This window comes from Vibrio sp. (assembly GCF_038138445.1).
Taxonomy (GTDB): Bacteria; Pseudomonadota; Gammaproteobacteria; order Enterobacterales; family Vibrionaceae; genus Vibrio.
Window position 1 is genome coordinate 137,237 of sequence record NZ_JAYQDQ010000001.1, and the last position, 18,691, is coordinate 155,927.

General features: G+C 44.0%; 17 protein-coding genes. All 17 read left to right on the plus strand.

The features are described from left to right. The first annotated feature begins 164 nt into the window (after positions 1 to 164). On the plus strand, positions 165 to 1,298 hold the full coding sequence (locus AAFM34_RS00660; protein WP_341658933.1) for a flagellin: 1,134 nt from the start codon (positions 165 to 167) through the stop codon (positions 1,296 to 1,298). 229 nt (positions 1,299 to 1,527) lie between these two features. Continuing rightward, positions 1,528 to 2,661: a flagellin gene (locus AAFM34_RS00665; protein ID WP_341658934.1), complete on the plus strand. Its 1,134-nt coding sequence runs from the start codon at positions 1,528 to 1,530 to the stop codon at positions 2,659 to 2,661. 70 nt (positions 2,662 to 2,731) lie between these two features. Further along, positions 2,732 to 3,160: a flagellar protein FlaG gene (gene flaG / locus AAFM34_RS00670; protein ID WP_341658935.1), complete on the plus strand. Its 429-nt coding sequence runs from the start codon at positions 2,732 to 2,734 to the stop codon at positions 3,158 to 3,160. Positions 3,161 to 3,180: 20 nt separating this feature from the next. Further along, positions 3,181 to 5,205 (plus strand): flagellar filament capping protein FliD, encoded by a 2,025-nt coding sequence (gene fliD / locus AAFM34_RS00675; RefSeq protein ID WP_341658936.1) that lies wholly within the window; start codon positions 3,181 to 3,183, stop codon positions 5,203 to 5,205. Beyond that, positions 5,189 to 5,512 (plus strand): flagellar protein FliT, encoded by a 324-nt coding sequence (locus AAFM34_RS00680; RefSeq protein WP_341658937.1) that lies wholly within the window; start codon positions 5,189 to 5,191, stop codon positions 5,510 to 5,512. The genes fliD and AAFM34_RS00680 overlap by 17 nt, the downstream gene beginning before the upstream one ends. 11 nt (positions 5,513 to 5,523) lie before the next feature. Then, a complete protein-coding gene (gene fliS / locus AAFM34_RS00685) occupies positions 5,524 to 5,934 on the plus strand; it encodes a flagellar export chaperone FliS (RefSeq protein WP_341658938.1) in 411 nt (136 codons plus the stop codon). A gap of 255 nt (positions 5,935 to 6,189) precedes the next feature. Further along, positions 6,190 to 7,656: a sigma-54 dependent transcriptional regulator gene (locus AAFM34_RS00690; protein WP_341658939.1), complete on the plus strand. Its 1,467-nt coding sequence runs from the start codon at positions 6,190 to 6,192 to the stop codon at positions 7,654 to 7,656. A gap of 123 nt (positions 7,657 to 7,779) precedes the next feature. Beyond that, positions 7,780 to 8,844: an ATP-binding protein gene (locus tag AAFM34_RS00695; protein WP_341658940.1), complete on the plus strand. Its 1,065-nt coding sequence runs from the start codon at positions 7,780 to 7,782 to the stop codon at positions 8,842 to 8,844. Beyond that, positions 8,841 to 10,241, plus strand: coding sequence for a sigma-54 dependent transcriptional regulator (locus tag AAFM34_RS00700; RefSeq protein ID WP_341658941.1), 1,401 nt, complete (start codon positions 8,841 to 8,843; stop codon positions 10,239 to 10,241). Before AAFM34_RS00695 ends, AAFM34_RS00700 begins: the two co-directional genes overlap by 4 nt. Positions 10,242 to 10,337: 96 nt before the next feature. Then, on the plus strand, positions 10,338 to 10,649 hold the full coding sequence (gene fliE / locus AAFM34_RS00705; RefSeq protein WP_341658942.1) for a flagellar hook-basal body complex protein FliE: 312 nt from the start codon (positions 10,338 to 10,340) through the stop codon (positions 10,647 to 10,649). Between the two features lie 79 nt (positions 10,650 to 10,728). Next, complete coding sequence (gene fliF, locus AAFM34_RS00710) at positions 10,729 to 12,414, plus strand: flagellar basal-body MS-ring/collar protein FliF (protein WP_341658995.1); 1,686 nt, start codon at positions 10,729 to 10,731, stop codon at positions 12,412 to 12,414. After that, positions 12,407 to 13,453 (plus strand): flagellar motor switch protein FliG, encoded by a 1,047-nt coding sequence (fliG, locus tag AAFM34_RS00715; RefSeq protein ID WP_341658943.1) that lies wholly within the window; start codon positions 12,407 to 12,409, stop codon positions 13,451 to 13,453. Before fliF ends, fliG begins: the two co-directional genes overlap by 8 nt. Positions 13,454 to 13,477: 24 nt before the next feature. Beyond that, a complete protein-coding gene (fliH, locus tag AAFM34_RS00720; RefSeq protein ID WP_341658944.1) occupies positions 13,478 to 14,278 on the plus strand; it encodes a flagellar assembly protein FliH in 801 nt (266 codons plus the stop codon). Next, a complete protein-coding gene (gene fliI, locus AAFM34_RS00725; RefSeq protein ID WP_341658945.1) occupies positions 14,278 to 15,609 on the plus strand; it encodes a flagellar protein export ATPase FliI in 1,332 nt (443 codons plus the stop codon). Before fliH ends, fliI begins: the two co-directional genes overlap by 1 nt. Before the next feature lie 3 nt (positions 15,610 to 15,612). Continuing rightward, a complete protein-coding gene (gene fliJ / locus AAFM34_RS00730) occupies positions 15,613 to 16,053 on the plus strand; it encodes a flagellar export protein FliJ (RefSeq protein WP_341658946.1) in 441 nt (146 codons plus the stop codon). A gap of 161 nt (positions 16,054 to 16,214) precedes the next feature. After that, positions 16,215 to 18,155, plus strand: coding sequence for a flagellar hook-length control protein FliK (locus AAFM34_RS00735; protein WP_341658947.1), 1,941 nt, complete (start codon positions 16,215 to 16,217; stop codon positions 18,153 to 18,155). 36 nt (positions 18,156 to 18,191) lie between these two features. After that, the gene (fliL, locus tag AAFM34_RS00740) at positions 18,192 to 18,689 is read left to right on the plus strand and encodes a flagellar basal body-associated protein FliL (RefSeq protein WP_341658948.1); all 498 of its coding nucleotides are present in this window, start codon (positions 18,192 to 18,194) and stop codon (positions 18,687 to 18,689) included. The last annotated feature ends 2 nt before the right edge of the window (positions 18,690 to 18,691 follow it).

The window sequence follows — 18,691 nt, forward strand, 5'->3', positions numbered from 1 at the left end:
GATCAAATTTACCTCTACCAGCATATTTTTTTCAAAAATAACGTAAAAAAATTCTCAAGGTTTTAGAAATAGAGCCGTTAATAGAAGTAACTTTGAGAGAACTACTTTTGATTTTCCGAGACGTCGGGAATCGCAACACAGGAAAATCAAACGGAGAAATCACCATGGCAGTGAATGTAAACACTAACGTAGCAGCAATGACAGCACAACGTTACCTAAACAGCGCTAACAACGCACAGCAAACATCAATGGAACGTTTATCTTCAGGTTTTAAGATTAACAGTGCAAAAGATGATGCAGCGGGTCTCCAAATCTCAAACAGATTAACATCTCAGAGTAGAGGTCTTCATGTAGCGGTACGTAATGCAAATGATGGTATTTCAATTGCTCAGACTGCAGAAGGTGCTATGAACGAAAGTACTAACATCTTACAACGTATCAGAGACTTGTCTCTTCAATCAGCAAACGGTTCAAATTCACGTTCAGAGCGAATTGCATTGCAAGAAGAAGTGACGGCGCTTAACGATGAACTTAACCGTATCGCGGAAACCACATCATTTGGTGGCAATAGATTGCTTAACGGTACTTATTCAACTCGCGCTTTCCAAATTGGTTCTAACGGCGGTGAAGCGGTGATGTTAACCCTCAATAACATGCGTTCTGACAATGTTGGCATGGGTGGTGGCATGTATCACGCAGCAAACGGTAAAGATAAAGACTGGGTTGTTGAAGCAGGTACTAATGACTTTACAATGGACCTTGTTGATAATGAAGGCAACGCACAAACCATTACTATCAATACAAAAGTCGGTGATGATATTGAAGAAGTGGCTACTTACATCAATGGTCAAACTGAGTTAGTCAGTGCTTCAGTGGACGGCGAGGGTAAGCTTCAAATCTTCGCTGGCACAGATAAAGTCCAAGGTGATGTGAGCTTTAGTGGTGGTCTAGCGGGTGACTTAAGTATGGGACCAAGAGAGGCGGTCACTGTTGACACTATCGATGTAACTACAGTCGGTGGAGCCCAGCAATCTGTGGCGATTGTAGACTCAGCTCTAAAATATGTCGACAGTCACCGCGCAGAGCTTGGTGCTTTCCAAAACCGATTCACTCATGCAATTACTAACTTGGATAACATCAATGAGAATGTGAATGCATCTAAGAGCCGAATCAAAGATACCGATTTTGCCAAAGAGACAACTGCACTGACCAAGTCGCAGATTCTATCTCAAGCGTCCAGCTCAATCTTGGCTCAGGCAAAAGAAACACCAAATACGGCTCTGAACCTACTTGGTTAAGTCTAAATAAAAGAAAAAAATCCAGCTTTGGCTGGATTTTTTTTTGCTTTTTAATTGTCTGATTTAAAATAACTTTGTTGCATATTTGCTCTATTTGAAAATTTTTTTTCAAACTTTTCTCTAAAGGATATATTAGCTCAGCCGTTAACAAGACTGAGAGAAATGAGATGTGCTAAAGCGAGGTGAGAGACGCTAAGGTGCATCACCCTTAATGCCTAAGGAGATCAGTATGGCAATTAACGTAAACACGAATGTGTCTGCGATGACTGCTCAGCGATACCTTAATGGGTCGGCTGACGGCATGCAGAGATCGATGGAGCGCCTATCATCGGGGTACAAAATTAATAGTTCCCGGGATGATGCAGCAGGGCTTCAAATATCCAACCGTTTAACATCGCAAAGTCGTGGTTTAGACATGGCGGTGAAAAACGCCAATGATGGGATTTCAATTGCACAAACCGCAGAAGGTGCAATGAATGAGACGACCAACATTCTCCAACGTATGCGGGATCTATCACTTCAATCGGCGAATGGTTCGAACTCACGTTCGGAACGTCTTGCGATTCAAGAAGAGGTCACTGCACTCAATAATGAGCTCAACCGTATTGCCGAGACAACTTCTTTCGGTGGTAACAAACTCTTGAACGGTACTTATGGTAGCCAATCTTTCCAGATAGGCGCTGGCTCAGGTGAGGCAGTCATGCTCACAATGGGTAATCTGCGCTCTGATAATGAAGGAATGGGCGGCAAAGCTTATGTTGCTCAAACTGGGCAGGATCCAGATTGGGAGGTGTCTCAAGGCTCAACCGACCTTACACTCGACTATACTGATATATATGGTGAAGCGCAGACGCTAACCATTAATGCTAAAGAGGGCGATGATATTGAACAGCTCGCCACCTACATTAATGGTCAAAGCCCAGATATTAAGGCGTCCGTTGGCGAAGAAGGGAAATTGCAACTGTTTACTGCCAATAACCGAGTTGCAACCGATGTCACTATTGGTGGGGCTTTGGGAGGCGAGATTGGTTTTGGAGCAGCAGAAGATAGAACGGTTGCTGATGTTGATGTCTCTACTGTTGCAGGCTCGCAAATGGCAGTCTCCATCATAGATGGCGCATTAACGACTGTAGATAGTCAGCGTGCGGAGTTAGGGGCATTCCAGAACCGTTTTGGCCATGCGATCAGTAACTTGGATAACATAAACGAGAATGTTAATTCATCTCGTAGCCGTATTCGAGATACAGATTATGCAAAAGAAACGACTGAAATGACCAAGTCGCAGATTTTGCAGCAGGCGAGTACGTCTGTTTTGGCGCAGGCCAAACAGTCACCATCAGCAGCTCTTAGCTTATTAGGTTAACCGATAGGTTCGAACGAGCTTATTGGTAGGTAACAAGGTTACCAACCTATAAGGTGGAAGGGAGATTGTTATGGAAATACCATCCAACACATCGAACATCCAGCCTTACGGCTCAGAAAGTGGCACTAAAGTTGCTTCAAAGTATGGTGGTGCACAACAAGTTTCCTCGCGGAAAGAACAGGTTTCTACGACCGAGGTGAGAGAACAAGCTGCTCAAGCTGTTGAACAAGCTATCGAAGCGTCTCAACAACGTGAAAAGCTCAACAGGGCAGAACGGCAACGTATGGTACAGCAAATGAATGATTTCATTTCGTCCATCAACACTGGCCTATCTTTCCGAGTCGATGAAGAATCGGGAAGAGATGTAGTAACCATTTATGAAGCGGATACTGGTGATATTATTCGTCAGATACCCGATGAGGAAATGTTAGAAATACTGCGACGCCTGCGTGATCAGACAGCTCGATATTCGTCGGGACTTCTGAACCACACGGTGTGATCGTATTTTGAGGTGATTGAATGAGCTTTGGCCCCGTAGGGATGAATTCTGGCATGGATATCAATGCCATGGTCAGCAAAGTTGTTGATTCGGAGCGTGTTCCTAAACAGCAGCGAATTGACAGTGAGCGTGACAAAATTGATTCCAGTATCAGTGCCTACGGTCGGCTCAGAGAGTCGTTGGATACGATGAAAAACTTGATGGTGAGCTTTCGCCAAGAGAAAGCTTTCGCCGCAAGAAAGGTTGAATCGACAGACGAGACCGTCATTTCTGCGACAGCAACCACTGAAGCTATCGCTGGTAGATATGCTATTGATGTGTTGCAGCTTGCCCAGAGTCATAAAATTGCATCTGATGTAATGCCGCAAGATGCAAAATTTGGCCCGGGTAAGCTGCAGATTTCTTTAGATAACAAGGAATTTACAGTTCAAGTAAAAAACAATGCAAAGCTTACTGACATTGTTCGCGGCATTAATGAAAGCAAAGCAAACCCGGGTGTTCGAGCCTCAGTTATTAATGATGTTGAAGGTCCGCGTCTTATTGTTGCATCAAGTAATTCAGGGGAGAAAAATGCACTGACCCTAAGTGCTGAAGCTGAGCCTGGCAATCTCCTAAAAAGACTCGAATATAAGACCTTAGAGCAACGTGTTAAAGATCTCGAACAAGCCCGTTCAACAGCACAAGATTTGATAAAGCCGCTGACTGAAGACGAACAAGCAGTGGCGGATCGTATTGCAGAAAACAATATTAAAGCGGCAAAAGTTGTCGATCAAGAAATTGCCGATGCTTCAAAACAAGCGGCAATCGCCGTTGACCCAAATGCTGCTAAGGACGCAAGTGCTGGCAATGAGTTATCTGATGTAGCGGCAGTTGCAGCCGCAACTGCTGGCACCCAAGCGAATCAATATCTAAGACCTGAAGAGAGGATACCTGGCTGGACAGATACAGCGTCAGGTACTTTGTTAGACTCATATTGGGAGCCAGAACCACAACTTGATGCAAAAGCGTTAGAGAAAGCGCCTGACGTCCCTGGTTGGAGTCCATCAGCTTCCGGAACATTGACTGATTCTTATGTCACTCCCAAAGAAGCGCAAGCGGCTCTTGAGGCTAAGCAAGCAGCTCTTGAAGAGAAACTAGCTCAGGAAAAAGCAGCGCTCGATGCAAAAGTACTTTCTGGAGAACTGACGCCAGAAGAAGCCAAGCAAATTGAACTATCCAAGCTACCTCAAGAAGAAAGAGAATACCTAGAACGCATCGATAAAGCCCAGGCGGACTTAAAATCAGCTCAGGAGTCTTTTGATGCTTATCGAGGTATGACTCAGGTTCAAGCTGCTCAAGATTCCAAGGTGTTGCTTGATGGTGTGGCTCAACTTTCGAGCGACAACAATATCATTGAAGATGCGATTGAAGGCGTTGACTTAACCTTGAAGGGGCGCTCGGATATGAACAAAGCTCCCTCTGAGATTGATATTGAATACGATCGTTTGCGAGTCCGAGCGGATATTGAGCAGTTTGTGTCAGCATATAACCAGTTTTATCAAGTATCAAAAGAGCTTGCCGGTGTTGATCCAAGTACAGGACAAGCCGGACCTCTCGCAGGGGAGAGCGTTGTACGCAATGCTGACTCAAGGCTAAAGTCAGTTTTTTCTTCCCCAATTGAGCCAGCTTCGGATGATCTTAAGACCCTTACAGAGTTTGGTATAGCGACGACTCGCCAAGGCACGTTAGAGATCAATTATGATATGCTAGATCGTCAAATCAATAAAAACTTCAATAAGCTAGAGGATTTCTTTGGTGGTAATCAGGGCTTTGCTAAGAAAGTAGAAGAAGCGATTCAGGGGATAACTGGTGTCACCGGAACACTTAGGACTCGTGAAAAAACCATGATTGAACGCAACTATAGCCTTGATGATGATCAAGCAGTACTAGATAGGCGTATGGAGAGCCTTCAAAAACGTACGCACGCCAAATTTTCGGCAATGCAAGATGCTACGAGCAATATGCAGTCCCAGCTAGCGAGTATGATGAATGCACTTGGCGGATGAATTTTTGAAAAAGCTGTCTCAGCTAAGTGATGTAGATCACGAAATCACTCTTAAACTTGCAGAAGAAGAGATTAATTCTGAAGAAATTCTTGATCGAGTCGATATAAGGGAACAGATATTGCTAACCTTGATTAGTATAATAAATAAACAGGATGAGTTAGCGCAATTACCAGAATGGCAGGATGCCATAAAGCGCACTCAGTTGACTGTTGAGTTAATGCAAAAGAAAACCGCAGAACTTGGCAGTGATTTGAAAAAGTATCGCTACGGCAGTAAGTCGGTTCAGCAGTACAAAAAATTTTTATAAAGAGGGTTGTTATGCGTGGTTCATTACAGGCTTACAAGAAGGTATCAGTAGATAGCCAGCTCAGTGCTGCCTCCCCGCATAAGATTGTTCAAATGCTTATGGCAGGAGCGATTGAGCGTTTGATTCAAGGTAAAGCGGCAATGGAGCAAGGAAATATTCCGATCAAAGGAGAAAGGCTAGGTAAAGCGCTGGATATTATTATCAGCTTACGTAGTTGTTTATCGATGGATGATGGTGGTGATATTGCTCAAAACCTTGATCAACTTTACGAGTTTATGATTACGCAAATAACCGAAGCTAATCATAAAAATGATCCTCAGCCAATTGATGATGTTATTGATATAATTCGTGAAATTAAGTCTGCTTGGGAACAGATACCAGCGGAATATCACAATTTAACTGCAAATGATGCGGAAAGTTAAATAAAAATATTGATTTAATCGGCCTTATAAACATATTTTGCTCCAAAGCTTTTGGTATAAATATCACATCACCTAATTGCTTGGTTGCCTTTATTTTTTTATCAAATAGAATGTAAGCCACTAACTTGTTTAGTGGCTAAATTTGTTGCTAAATTTTATAAATTGTCTATCACTAATCCTGTTCTATAGTTAGATTAGTCGCCAGAACAAAATGTCAGCCACAACGTTTGAAAATAAAGGCAATAATTCTCACCCATGCAAGGTTTAGCAAAGCTGCTCGTAATTGAAGATGATGCACAAGCACGCATCGTTCTGCGTAACATATTGGAGTTCGTTGGAGAACAGTGCGAGGCAATAAGCTCCGCACAGTTAAACGACGTTGACTGGTCTAATGTTTGGGCTGGGTGCATTCTTGGTTCTATGAATAATCAAGGGTTCTCCACTCAACTAAACGGCCATCTCTTAAAAGCCAACCATATACCTTTACTTATGTTAGGGCCCCACTCTTATCCAGTTGAAGAAATGACCAATTATGTTGGCGAACTGGAATATCCTTTAAATTACCCTCAACTAAGTGAAGCTCTGCGCCATTGTAAGGAGTTTCTAGGGCGTCAAGGTGTAAATCTTACTTCTTCCTCTCGTGATAACGCTTTGTTCCGAAGTCTGGTGGGACAAAGTATGGGTATACAGGAAGTCAGACACCTTATAGAGCAAGTCTCTACGACCGAAGCAAACGTACTTATACTAGGTGAGTCTGGTACAGGGAAAGAAGTCGTTGCTCGCAATATTCACTACCACTCTGCACGTAAAACAGGGCCATTTGTACCCATAAATTGTGGTGCTATTCCGCCTGATTTGTTAGAAAGCGAGCTATTTGGTCATGAAAAAGGTGCGTTTACAGGAGCCATTACCTCACGTAAAGGGCGTTTTGAATTAGCTGAAGGCGGTACTTTGTTTTTGGACGAGATTGGCGATATGCCAATGCCGATGCAAGTTAAGCTTCTCAGGGTATTGCAAGAGCGATGCTTTGAACGTGTGGGGGGCAATACAACCATAAGAGTTAATGTAAGGGTTATCGCCGCTACTCATCGAAACTTAGACAAGATGATAAAAGAGGAATCTTTCCGAGAAGACTTATATTACCGTTTAAATGTTTTTCCCATTGATATGCCCCCTTTGCGTGATCGTATTAACGATGTACCACTTTTACTTCAGGAACTGATGGCTCGTATGGAGTCTGAAGGCAGTCAGCCAATCTGTTTTACCCCAAGGTCAATTAACTCATTGATGGAACATAATTGGCCAGGTAACGTGAGGGAGCTAGCTAACTTGGTGGAGAGGATGGTTATTCTCTATCCAAATAGTTTAGTTGATGTCAATCATTTGCCGACCAAGTATCGTTATAGTGATATCCCTGAGTTTCACCCAGAGTATAATGCGTTTGCTTCCGTTGAGGAGCAAGAACGAGATGTATTGCAAGACATATTCTCTGAGGGTTTTAGTCTCGATAAAACGGAAGGAATACACGATCATGCTAATGCTCCCCAAGAACTTCCACCCGAGGGCGTTAATCTCAAGGAAATGATTGCAGAGATAGAAGTGAATATGATTAACCAAGCTTTAGAGGCTCAAGATGGCGTTGTTGCTCGTGCAGCAGATATGTTGGGTATGCGGCGTACAACCTTAGTCGAGAAAATGCGAAAGTATAACGTTCAGCGCTAGTGCGCCAATTCTTCGTATTGTCAAAATTCTGACCATTAATTAAGTTGTTGAATATAAACAAGAATAGTCTGGCTTGCTTTTTGCATTTCAGACTATTGTTGTTTTTAAAGGCAGAAATACGACATGCAAGCAGCTCAAGCTACTACGAATCATACTCCGCTTGGTACTATTGAAGAGCAAGTTGAGAGATACAAACAAGTATTGGATGTTATGCCAGCAGGAGTGATTTTGTTGGACACTCAAGGCGTTGTGCATGAAGCCAATCCCGAAGCTCAGCGATTATTGGAAATGCCACTGACTGGGCAAAAGTGGTTTGAAGTTATCCAAGGAGCGTTTGCTCCCAGAGAGGATGATGGGCATGAAGTTTCTTTACGAAATGGACGTAAAGTCAGGCTTGCTATTTCTGCTTCGACCACAGGACAGTTAATACTTATTACTGATTTGACTGAAACTCGGCTCTTACAGTCACGCATCAGCGATCTTCAACGTTTGTCTTCTCTTGGCAGAATGGTGGCTTCACTTGCGCATCAAGTACGCACCCCTTTATCCAGTGCTATGCTCTACGCATCAAACCTAGGTGCTCCTAGCTTATCAGCTGCAACTAAGCAACGTTTCCAAGCTAAGCTGATGGACCGCTTACACGACTTAGAAAAGCAAGTGAACGATATGTTGTTGTTTGCCAAAGGCGGTGACAATAAAGTTGTTAAGCCTTTCACTGTCTCGGAATTAGTTTCTGAGTTCTCCCCCATGGTTGAGACGGCGCTTAAAAACAATCAGATTGACTATCACCTAGAAGTTGAACAAGAAGATGCTCAGCTTCTAGGTAATGCTAATGCAATAGCATCGGCTTTGAGTAACTTGGTTATGAATGCAATTCAGATTGCTGGTAAGGACTCCCAGATAGATGTTTTTTTCAGGCCAGTGCGTAGTGAACTTAAAATTTCGGTTCAAGACAATGGGCCAGGTGTGCCGAAAGAATTACAAGATCAAATTATGGAGCCGTTTTTTACAACTCGCTCTCAAGGAACAGGGCTTGGGCTGGCTGTTGTACAGATGGTATGCCGTGCTCATGATGGAAGGCTGGAGCTAATTTCTGAACAAGGAGAAGGTGCATGCTTTACTGTCTGCATTCCTCTTGAAAGCAGCTCAAATGCCAACCCTAAGACAATCACAGGAGAAGGACAATGACGCAAAGCAAAGTACTGATCGTGGAAGACGATGAAGGCTTGCGCGAAGCCTTAGTTGATACTCTTGCCCTTGCAGGATATGAATGGCTAGAAGCAGACAGCGCTGAAGATGCCTTGCTTAAACTCAAATCACATTCTGTCGATGTAGTGGTATCTGATGTGCAAATGGCAGGGATGGGAGGGCTAGCTCTATTGCGTACCATCAAGCAGCATTGGCCAAATATTCCTGTTTTACTTATGACAGCATATGCAAACATTGAAGATGCCGTATCAGCAATGAAAGACGGGGCGATAGACTATATGGCCAAACCGTTTGCGCCCGAAGTTTTGCTCAATATGGTTAGCCGCTATGCGCCCAGTAAATCAGAGGATAATGGTGACGCTGTGGTTGCCGATGATAAAAGCCTCAAATTATTAGCTATGGCCGATAAAGTGGCAAAGACAGATGCGAATGTTATGGTTCTTGGACCTAGTGGTTCTGGTAAAGAAGTCATGTCACGTTATATTCATAATGCTTCGAACCGTAAAGATGGACCTTTTGTCGCGATAAACTGTGCTGCTATTCCAGATAATATGCTGGAGGCAACTCTATTTGGCTACGAAAAAGGCGCATTTACGGGTGCTGTGCAGGCTTGTCCAGGCAAATTTGAACAAGCTCAAGGCGGTACGATTCTACTCGATGAAATCAGTGAGATGGACTTGAACCTTCAGGCCAAGTTACTGCGTGTTCTACAAGAGAGAGAAGTTGAACGTTTGGGAAGTCGTAAAAGCATTAAGCTTGATGTGCGGGTTTTAGCGACGAGTAACCGAGATCTTAAACTTTATGTCCAAGAAGGTAATTTTCGTGAAGACTTATATTACCGTTTAAATGTTTTTCCACTAGCTTGGCCAGCGTTGTGCGAGCGAAAAGGAGATATTGAGCCTCTAGCTAAGCATCTTATTGAACGTCATTGCAAAAAGTTAGGGCTTCCTGTTCCTGAACTGGCTATTAACGCGTTAAATAAACTCCACGCCTATCATTGGCCAGGCAACGTTCGTGAGTTAGACAATGTTATCCAGCGCGCTCTTATTTTAAGTGAAAATGAGCAGATTATGTCTGAACATATCCTTTTAGAAGGGCTTGATTGGCAGGATGCGTGCAGTTTGCAGCATATAGTGGAAACCGGTCAGATTAGTGCGCCTAATATAAAGCCTTTGGCTGAAGCTGAAGATGAGCTCCCTATGTCTTCTGGTTTAGGAGGCGAATTACGAGAGCAGGAGTTTGCGATTATTCTTGACACATTGGCAGAGTGTAATGGACGTCGTAAGGATATGGCCGAAAAACTTGGTATTAGCCCTCGAACGCTACGCTACAAGCTAGCAAAAATGAGAGATGCGGGAATTGATATCCCCAATTAAGGCGCTCATAGCATTGCTATATCTTTATGGCATGTAGATTGCAGATTATTCTAACAACAAGGACTATGGTCAAAGAGTTGACGGTTGAGGTGTTCAATGAAAGTGGATGGTTTTCAAAGCGAATTACAGTCAATGATGTTCGAAGCAGCGAACACCAAGCCTGCTGCAACTGGACAGAAAGTTGGCGCCGATTTTAAAAATATGCTCAACAACGCTATTAATAACGTTAATGGATTAGCAAAATCATCAAGTGACCTACAGATGCGTTTTGATCGAGGTGACGAGGATATTTCGTTGTCTGACGTTATGATTGCGAGAAACAAGTCGAGCGTTGCGTTTGAAGCAACGATTCAAGTGCGTAACAAGCTTGTCGAAGCGTACAAAGAATTGATGAATATGCCAGTTTAAGCAATAGGTACTGTCTGTGTCAGAAGAAGAAACCCCATCAACAGAGCTAGCTGTAGCGGAAGATGCGCCGGATACAGGTATGGTAGCTGCATCTGATTTGGATACTGATATTCAAAATCCAGATTTGGATGAGCAAAGCTCGAAAAAATTCGATATGGCTGTGGGAGACCTTGACCTTCTTCGTCAAGTTGTACTTGTCTTCTCTATCTCCATTTGTGTTGCCTTGATTGTGATGCTGTTTTTCTGGGTTCGAGAGCCTGAAATGCGTCCACTAGGGGCGTATGAGACCGAGGAACTGATTCCAGTTCTCGACTACCTTGATCAAGAAAAAATAGATTATAACCTTGACGGTAATACCATCTCAGTACCTGCTAGCGACTACAACTCCATTAAGTTAAATATGGTCCGTGCTGGCTTGAATACCGAAAAACAAGCTGGAAATGACATATTGATGCAGAACATGGGGTTTGGTGTCTCGCAGCGCTTAGAACAAGAACGCTTAAAACTCAGTCGAGAGCTTCAACTTGCTATGGCGATTGAGGAAATGAAACATGTGCGTAAAGCGCGTGTTTTACTAGCTTTACCTAAACGAAGCGTGTTTGTTAGGCATAATCAGGAAGCATCGGCTTCTGTATTTCTAACGCTTCGTATGGGTGCTTCGCTAAAGCAAGAAGAAGTCGACTCTATTGTCGATATAGTTGCAAGTGCGGTCCCTGGGATGAAACCAAATCGAATTACGGTGACGGATCAGCATGGGCGTTTGTTGAGCTCTGGCTCCCAAGACCCAGCCTCAGCCGCGCGTCGTAAAGAACATGAGCTTGAGAGAAAACAAGAAGAAGCACTACGAGAGAAAATAGACTCTGTGCTTATTCCAATTCTTGGTTTCGGTAACTATACGGCGCAGGTGGATATTCAGTTAGATTTCAGTGCAGTGGAGCAAACCCGTAAGCGCTTTGATCCCAACACACCTTCTACTCGAAGTGAATACACACTAGAAGACTATAATAATGGTAATGTCGTTGCTGGTGTTCCTGGTGCGCTTAGTAACCAACCTCCTGCAGATGCATCTATTCCGCAAGATGTGGCGCAAATGAAGGATGGATCTTTGCTTGGGCAAGGCTCAGTGCATAAGGAAGCGACGCGTAACTTTGAACTGGATACTACGATCAGTCATGAGCGGCGTCAGACAGGTGTTGTTAACCGTCAAACGGTTGCTGTTGCGATAAAAAATCGTCCTACAACCAACCCAGATACTGGCGAAACAACGTATCAACCGATTTCTGACGCTGAATTGAAGTCCATTCGCGAAGTGTTGATTGGTACAGTAGGTTTTAATGAAAGTCGCGGTGACTTACTTAATGTCCTCAGTATGCAGTTTGCGGAACCTGAGTCTGAAGTTGTACTCGATGTGCCAATTTGGGAGCATGAAAACTTCAATGATTGGATGAGATGGTTAGCCAGTGCACTTGTCATTATCGTGATTGTTCTTGTCTTGGTTCGCCCAGCAATGACCAAGCTATTGAACCCTGCTTCGGATGATGACGAGGACCTGTATGGGCCTGATGGCTTACCAATTGGTGCTGATGGTGAAACAAGCCTGATTGGTGGCGACATGGACGGTGGAGAATTGTTTGAGTTTGGCTCTAGCATCGACTTACCCAATCTCCATAAAGATGAAGACGTGCTGAAAGCGGTTCGAGCTCTTGTAGCGAATGAGCCTGAACTTGCGGCACAAGTAGTGAAGAACTGGATGGAAGATGGCTAATGACGTTGCCCCTCAAGGTGAGGGTGAAGAAAACACCTTAGATATTGAAAGTGTACCCGGTGAAGAGCGTGCGGCGATCCTTTTGCTGAGTCTTAATGAAGAAGACGCGGCTGGTATCATTCGCCATCTAGAACCCAAGCAAGTGCAGCGCGTGGGTAGTGCAATGGCTCAGGCTGCTAGCTTCAACCAAGAGAAGGTGAGTGTTGTTCATCGGGCCTTTTTGGAAGATATCCAGAAGTACACCAACATAGGTATGGGCAGTGAAGACTTTATGCGTAATGCTTTGGTTGCTGCTCTAGGTGAAGACAAAGCTAACAACCTTGTTGACCAGATCTTACTTGGCACAGGCTCGAAAGGTTTGGATTCCCTAAAATGGATGGATCCTCGTCAGGTAGCCAGTATCATCATCAACGAGCACCCTCAAATTCAAACCATTGTACTTTCTTACCTAGAGCCCGATCAATCTGCTGAAATTTTGACACAGTTTGCTGAGCGTGATGCTCTTGACCTTATTATGCGAATTGCCACGCTAGAAGAAGTGCAGCCATCAGCCCTTGCTGAGTTGAATGAAATCATGGAGAAACAGTTTGCTGGTCAAGCGGGTGCCCAAGCCGCGAAAATTGGTGGTACTAAAGCTGCGGCCGAAATCATGAACTTTATGGATAACCAGATGGAAAGCATCATGATGGAGCAAATCCGTGAGCAAGACGAAGATATGGCAACACAGATACAAGATCTTATGTTTGTATTTGAAAACCTTATCGAAGTCGACGATTCAGGTATCCAAAAACTGCTGCGTGATGTTCCGCAAGAGTCTCTTCAGAGAGCACTCAAAGGTGCAGATGATGCTCTGCGTGAAAAAATCTTCAAGAATATGTCTAAACGGGCGGCAGAACTTATGGCTGATGACCTTGAAGCTATGGCACCAATTAAAGTCTCTGACGTTGAAGCTGCGCAGAAAGAGGTATTGGCCGTTGCACGTAAAATGGCTGACTCTGGTGAAATTGTTCTTGGCGGTGGTGCCGATGAATTCTTATAGTCTTGAACATTAGGTGATTTGGTCATGTCAGATGAAAGAAAGCGAGGATACCTGCGTATAGAGGAAGGGGATGTTGCTCATAAGACTGAGTTGTGGGGCATGCCAGATTACTCTTCGGAAACTCGTTCTCAGGCTAAAGAGACCGCGTTGAATTATGACCCCAGTTGGATGCCTATGCTTCCTGAGCCTGAGCCAGAACCTCCGAAAGAGCTAACAGAAGAAGAAATACAACAAATCAAGCAGCAAGCTTATGAAGAAGGGTTGCTACAAGGACAAGAGGCTGGATTTACACAAGGATATGAAAAAGGCAAGGAACAAGGAAGTGCTGAAGGCCATAAGGAAGGTTTTGAAGAGGGTAAAGCTGAAGGTATAGAAGCTGGACAAGAACTTATTCAGGCGCAAATTAGTACCTTTGTTGATCTGGCGAATCAGTTTGCCCAGCCACTTGAGCTACTTAATGTTCAGGTCGAAAAACAGATCGTTGATATGGTGCTGACTTTGGTCAAAGAAGTTGTCCATGTTGAAGCTAAAATCAATCCTAAAGTGGTGTTAGATACTGTTAAACAATCGGTAGAATCCCTGCCAATATCAGGGCACTCTATTACCGTCAAACTCCACCCAGATGATGTGGAGATCGTGCGTTCTGCGTACGGTGAGGGGGAGCTGGAGTTTCGTAACTGGTTGCTAGTTTCTGAACCTGCACTTAATCCCGGCGACTTACAGATTGAAGCGGGTGAGTCCAGCATTAATTACCGATTAGAGGACAGAATTCGTAATGTTCTCGATAACTTCTGTGGCGCAAATCATCATCAAGGTGGTGACTAATGTTAGCGCTTGCTGAACGTCTCTCACATTATCACACTGAAGGCCTGACTTGTCGCCCTGTTGCATCAGGTAAGCTAGTACGTGTCGTTGGACTCACACTAGAAGCGACAGGATGCCGAGCGCCAATTGGCAGTTTATGTCAAGTCGAGACTATACATGGACACATGGATGCCGAAGTGGTCGGTTTTTCAGGTGATAACTTGTTCCTTATGCCTAGTGAGCAAATTACGGGGGTTCTGCCTGGAGCTAAAGTTACTCCATTGGCTACGGACTCTGGTTTACCTGTAGGAATGGAATTGCTCGGTCGAGTGATCGATGGGGTAGGCAACCCGCTCGATGGTCTTGGGCCACTGTATACGGATAAGCGTGCTAAATTTAACTCTGATCCGATTAACCCTCTTTCTCGAAAGCCAATCTCTGAACCTTTAGATGTCGGGATAAAAGCAATTAATAGTTTGCTAACAGTTGGTAAAGGCCAACGTATCGGCTTATTTGCAGGCTCTGGTGTAGGTAAGTCTGTCACCTTGGGAATGATGACACGAGGAACAACCGCTCAAGTTGTAGTGGTGGGTCTCATTGGTGAGCGGGGGCGTGAGGTAAAAGAATTTATTGATGAAATACTCGGAGTAGACGGACGTCAGCGTTCTGTTGTTGTTGCGGCGCCTGCAGATTCCTCTCCACTCATGCGTCTTAAGGGCTGTCAAACAGCATTGACCATTGCTGAGTATTTTCGAGATCAAGGTCTTGATGTGTTACTTTTATTGGACTCTCTTACCCGTTTTGCACAAGCTCAACGCGAAATCGCTTTATCTGTTGGTGAGCCACCAGCGACTAAAGGCTACCCGCCATCTGTATTTGCTAAGCTGCCTTCTCTGGTAGAACGTGCTGGTAATGGCAATCAAGAACATGGGTCCATCACGGCTTTTTTCACTGTTCTTACTGAGGGAGATGATTTACAAGACCCTATTGCTGATGCTTCAAGGGCGATACTTGATGGTCATATTGTGTTATCGCGTGAAATGGCAGATGCTGGCCACTACCCAGCAATTGATGTTGAAAGATCAGTCAGCCGTGTGATGCCTCAGGTAACTAATGAAGAGCAAATCCTGATGTCTAAAGCTGTGCGACAGGTACTGTCAGTTTGTAGAAAAAACCAAGACTTGGTATCCATTGGTGCTTATAAGCCAGGCTCAGATCCTGCAATAGACAGTGCGTTTACACTTAAACCAAGGCTAGACGCCTACCTACAACAAGGAATGAAAGAAACCGTCCCCTTCGATATGAGCATTAGTATGTTGCGTAACCTGCTGCAAGTGCAAACGGAGGAGTAATGTATGGATAACGCGGTTGTATTTTTGCTTGAACAATCTAAAGAGCGCGAAAACCAAGCGGTTCTTGCACTTAGCCAGGCTAGAGCTGAACTAGAAGATTATTATCAGCAGTTGAAACAAATAGAGAACTACCGCTTAGACTATTGTGACCAACTTGTAGAAAAAGGTAAGCAGGGTTTGACGGCCAGTCAGTATATGCACCTAAATAGATTTCTTACAACACTTGATGAAACGTTATCTAAACAAAAGCAGGCGGAACAACATTTCATCTCACAAGTAGAAAATTGTGAGCACAATTGGACTGAATGTCGAAAGCAGCGTCGATCTTATGAATGGCTTATCGAGAAAAAGCGGGAAGAAAAGCAACGGATACAGCACATCCGAGAACAAAAACAAATGGATGAGTTTGCTACTGTACAGTATGCCCGCCGCTCTACAAACTAGTTCTAACATTATATAAAGTCAGCTACCTTGTATCAGTTGTATGACTACTTACTTGGCGCGTTTCTTGCTCATTAAACATTGTTAAATATTGCTGCGTCGCTGATGGTTGTTTTAATGATTATCTGCGGCTGTTCTCTCAATTGTATGTGAGTGCTCTGTTTATGAATGTAAATATACCCCCAGTCTCCGATTCTTCTAAAGCGATCTCGACTAATCCTCAGTCTGCAGAGACTGAGCAACCAGAAGGTTTTTTTGCCAAGTTGGCTGCGTTCATAAAAGGTGAACCTAGTGAAAAACAAGCGGCAGATACAGTAGTAAAGGACTCTCCTGTTGAGGGGGATGAAAGTACTAAATTAATGCTAGAACAAGAGGTTAGTCCTGGTGGTGACTTTGGTGGTGAGGAAGTTAACCATCTTGGTAAAAACAATTTATCCGATTCAGAAAAACACATAGATGTTGACAGCCTAAAAGGCCAATCGGAGGTTTTAGCTGAAGAAGCAGTACTAAAGAGTAATTCAGCTATACCGAGCAACTTACTTGAATCTGATGCGGATAAGATAGTCTCAGAAAATGGTGAATTACTCGGAAGGTTGGATGATGCAAACAAAGTATTACAAGACCAACCCGGCAAGGAGTTGCCACTAGAGGGTAAGAGTGATCAGGTCCTTTCTAGTGACGATCCAAATGTGCAATACAACCAAGATAATTTACACCAATCACTTGGTAAAAAGGATCTAACAGCTGATCTATCGAGTGACCTTGATAAACTAGGGCCTGCAGCATTGGCTCATACTACTTATAAAGAGCAAATTGCTGATATTCCTGAAATAGCAAAACAGTTTATTGAACCTGAACAGATACCATCAGATCTGGCTTTAAGTCCTGAATTCGACACTTACGATCTCTCAGATGTAAAGACAGTGGGTAACGCCAATATGTTTGATGTGGAGCAAGCTGAGCTAGCGATTAAAGAGGATATTGAGCTTTTAAAACATCAACTTAAAGGGCAGGGCCTTTCAGAGGTTGAACTAGAGCAAATTATTGCGTCCGCGAAGTCTCAGGCTATGTCTGAGCAATTGCAAGGTCATATTACTCCGGTGGCAAAAGCAGTACATACAGAGCTACGACAGTCAGGTCTTAATCCACAAAACATAGATATTACCGACAGTGTTAATGTTCAGGCTAGACCTTCACAGGTACTAGAAGCTTCGCCAGCAATGGCGAGTTCAGCCATTCCTTGGTCAACACCCTCTGAGGAGGTAGACGCGAGTGAGGTGTTACAAAAATTTGAAGGAAAGCAAAAGGTGCCCCAAGCACATATCGTCCAGACAAGTCCTCAAGGGGTGAATCAAGCTTCTCAATCATCCCAGCTAGCTAATAATCAGAATATTATTCAGGCGACGGCAAATGTCCCTCTAGCGAATGACTTTTCTGTTAATCAGCTTCAGCAGGTTGCAGCAACCCCGGTTGCTAGTGAGCAGGCTATGTTAAAGGCGGTAATGGGAGCTAAGACTTTAGGGTCGCTTGGGAAACTATCTCAATCAGGCTCCAAGCAGGGAGCGCCTCAAGGACAAGAGTTTAGCTTGGCCCAACAGTTATCTCAGGCAACAGGTCAACAGGTTGGAGCTGGGCAAACACAACTACGTGCAGAACAAGCTTCGGCTCAAGCCCCTTTGCCATTAAATAGAGAGCTAGCGGGCGAGCAAGTTGCTGAGCGTGTTCAGATGATGATGTCCAAAAACCTTAAGAATGTTGATATTCGTCTTGATCCTCCAGAATTAGGGCGATTGCAAATTCGCTTAAATGTAGGGGGAGATGGTGCAACAGTACATTTCACCGTTGCAAACCAACAAGCTAGAGATGTGATTGAACAATCTATGCCACGTTTGAGGGAAATGTTGGCGCAGCAAGGGGTCCAGTTGGGTGACTCATCTGTTCAACAACAGTCTTCTGGGCAGCACAACCGCTACGCTGGAAATAACTCGGAGAGTGGTCAAGGCGACAGCAATCAAGCCTTTTCTAACGAAGAAAACCTTGAACCAGGCGTCAATCTTGATTTGAATGTTACAACAAAGCGTGATGGAATCAGTTATTACGCTTAAACTATAGAAAAGTAAGCAAAATAGAGAACCACGAATATGGCCGACGAAGAAATCGAAACAGAAGCTCCCCAAGGTAAAAGTAAGCTGTTAGTTATCATCATCGCTGTTGTTGTGTTACTAGTTGGTGGTGGCGGTGCCGCATTTTTTATGATGGGTTCAGGAGATGAAGAAGAAGCGGGAGAAGTTGCTCAACAGGAAGTCGAGGTTTCAGCGGAACCTGTTTCCTATGTCAATATTGCCCAGCCTTTTCTGTTTAATGTGACAGGTGATACCAAAGAACGATTGGTGCAGATAAAAGTACAACTGATGGTGAGGGGGTTCGAAAATGAAAACTTGGCTCGCTATCACTCTCCGCTAATTGAGAGCTCGTTACTAGGGACGTTTGCCTCGGCTACGGTTGAGCAACTTAGAAGTGTCAACGGCAGAGTGGAACTTAGAGACAAAGCAACAAACGATATTAAGGCGAGTTTAAATAGAGCCGTAGGGCAGCCCGTTATTGAACGTGTGTTGTTTACTGATTTTGTAATACAGTAGGT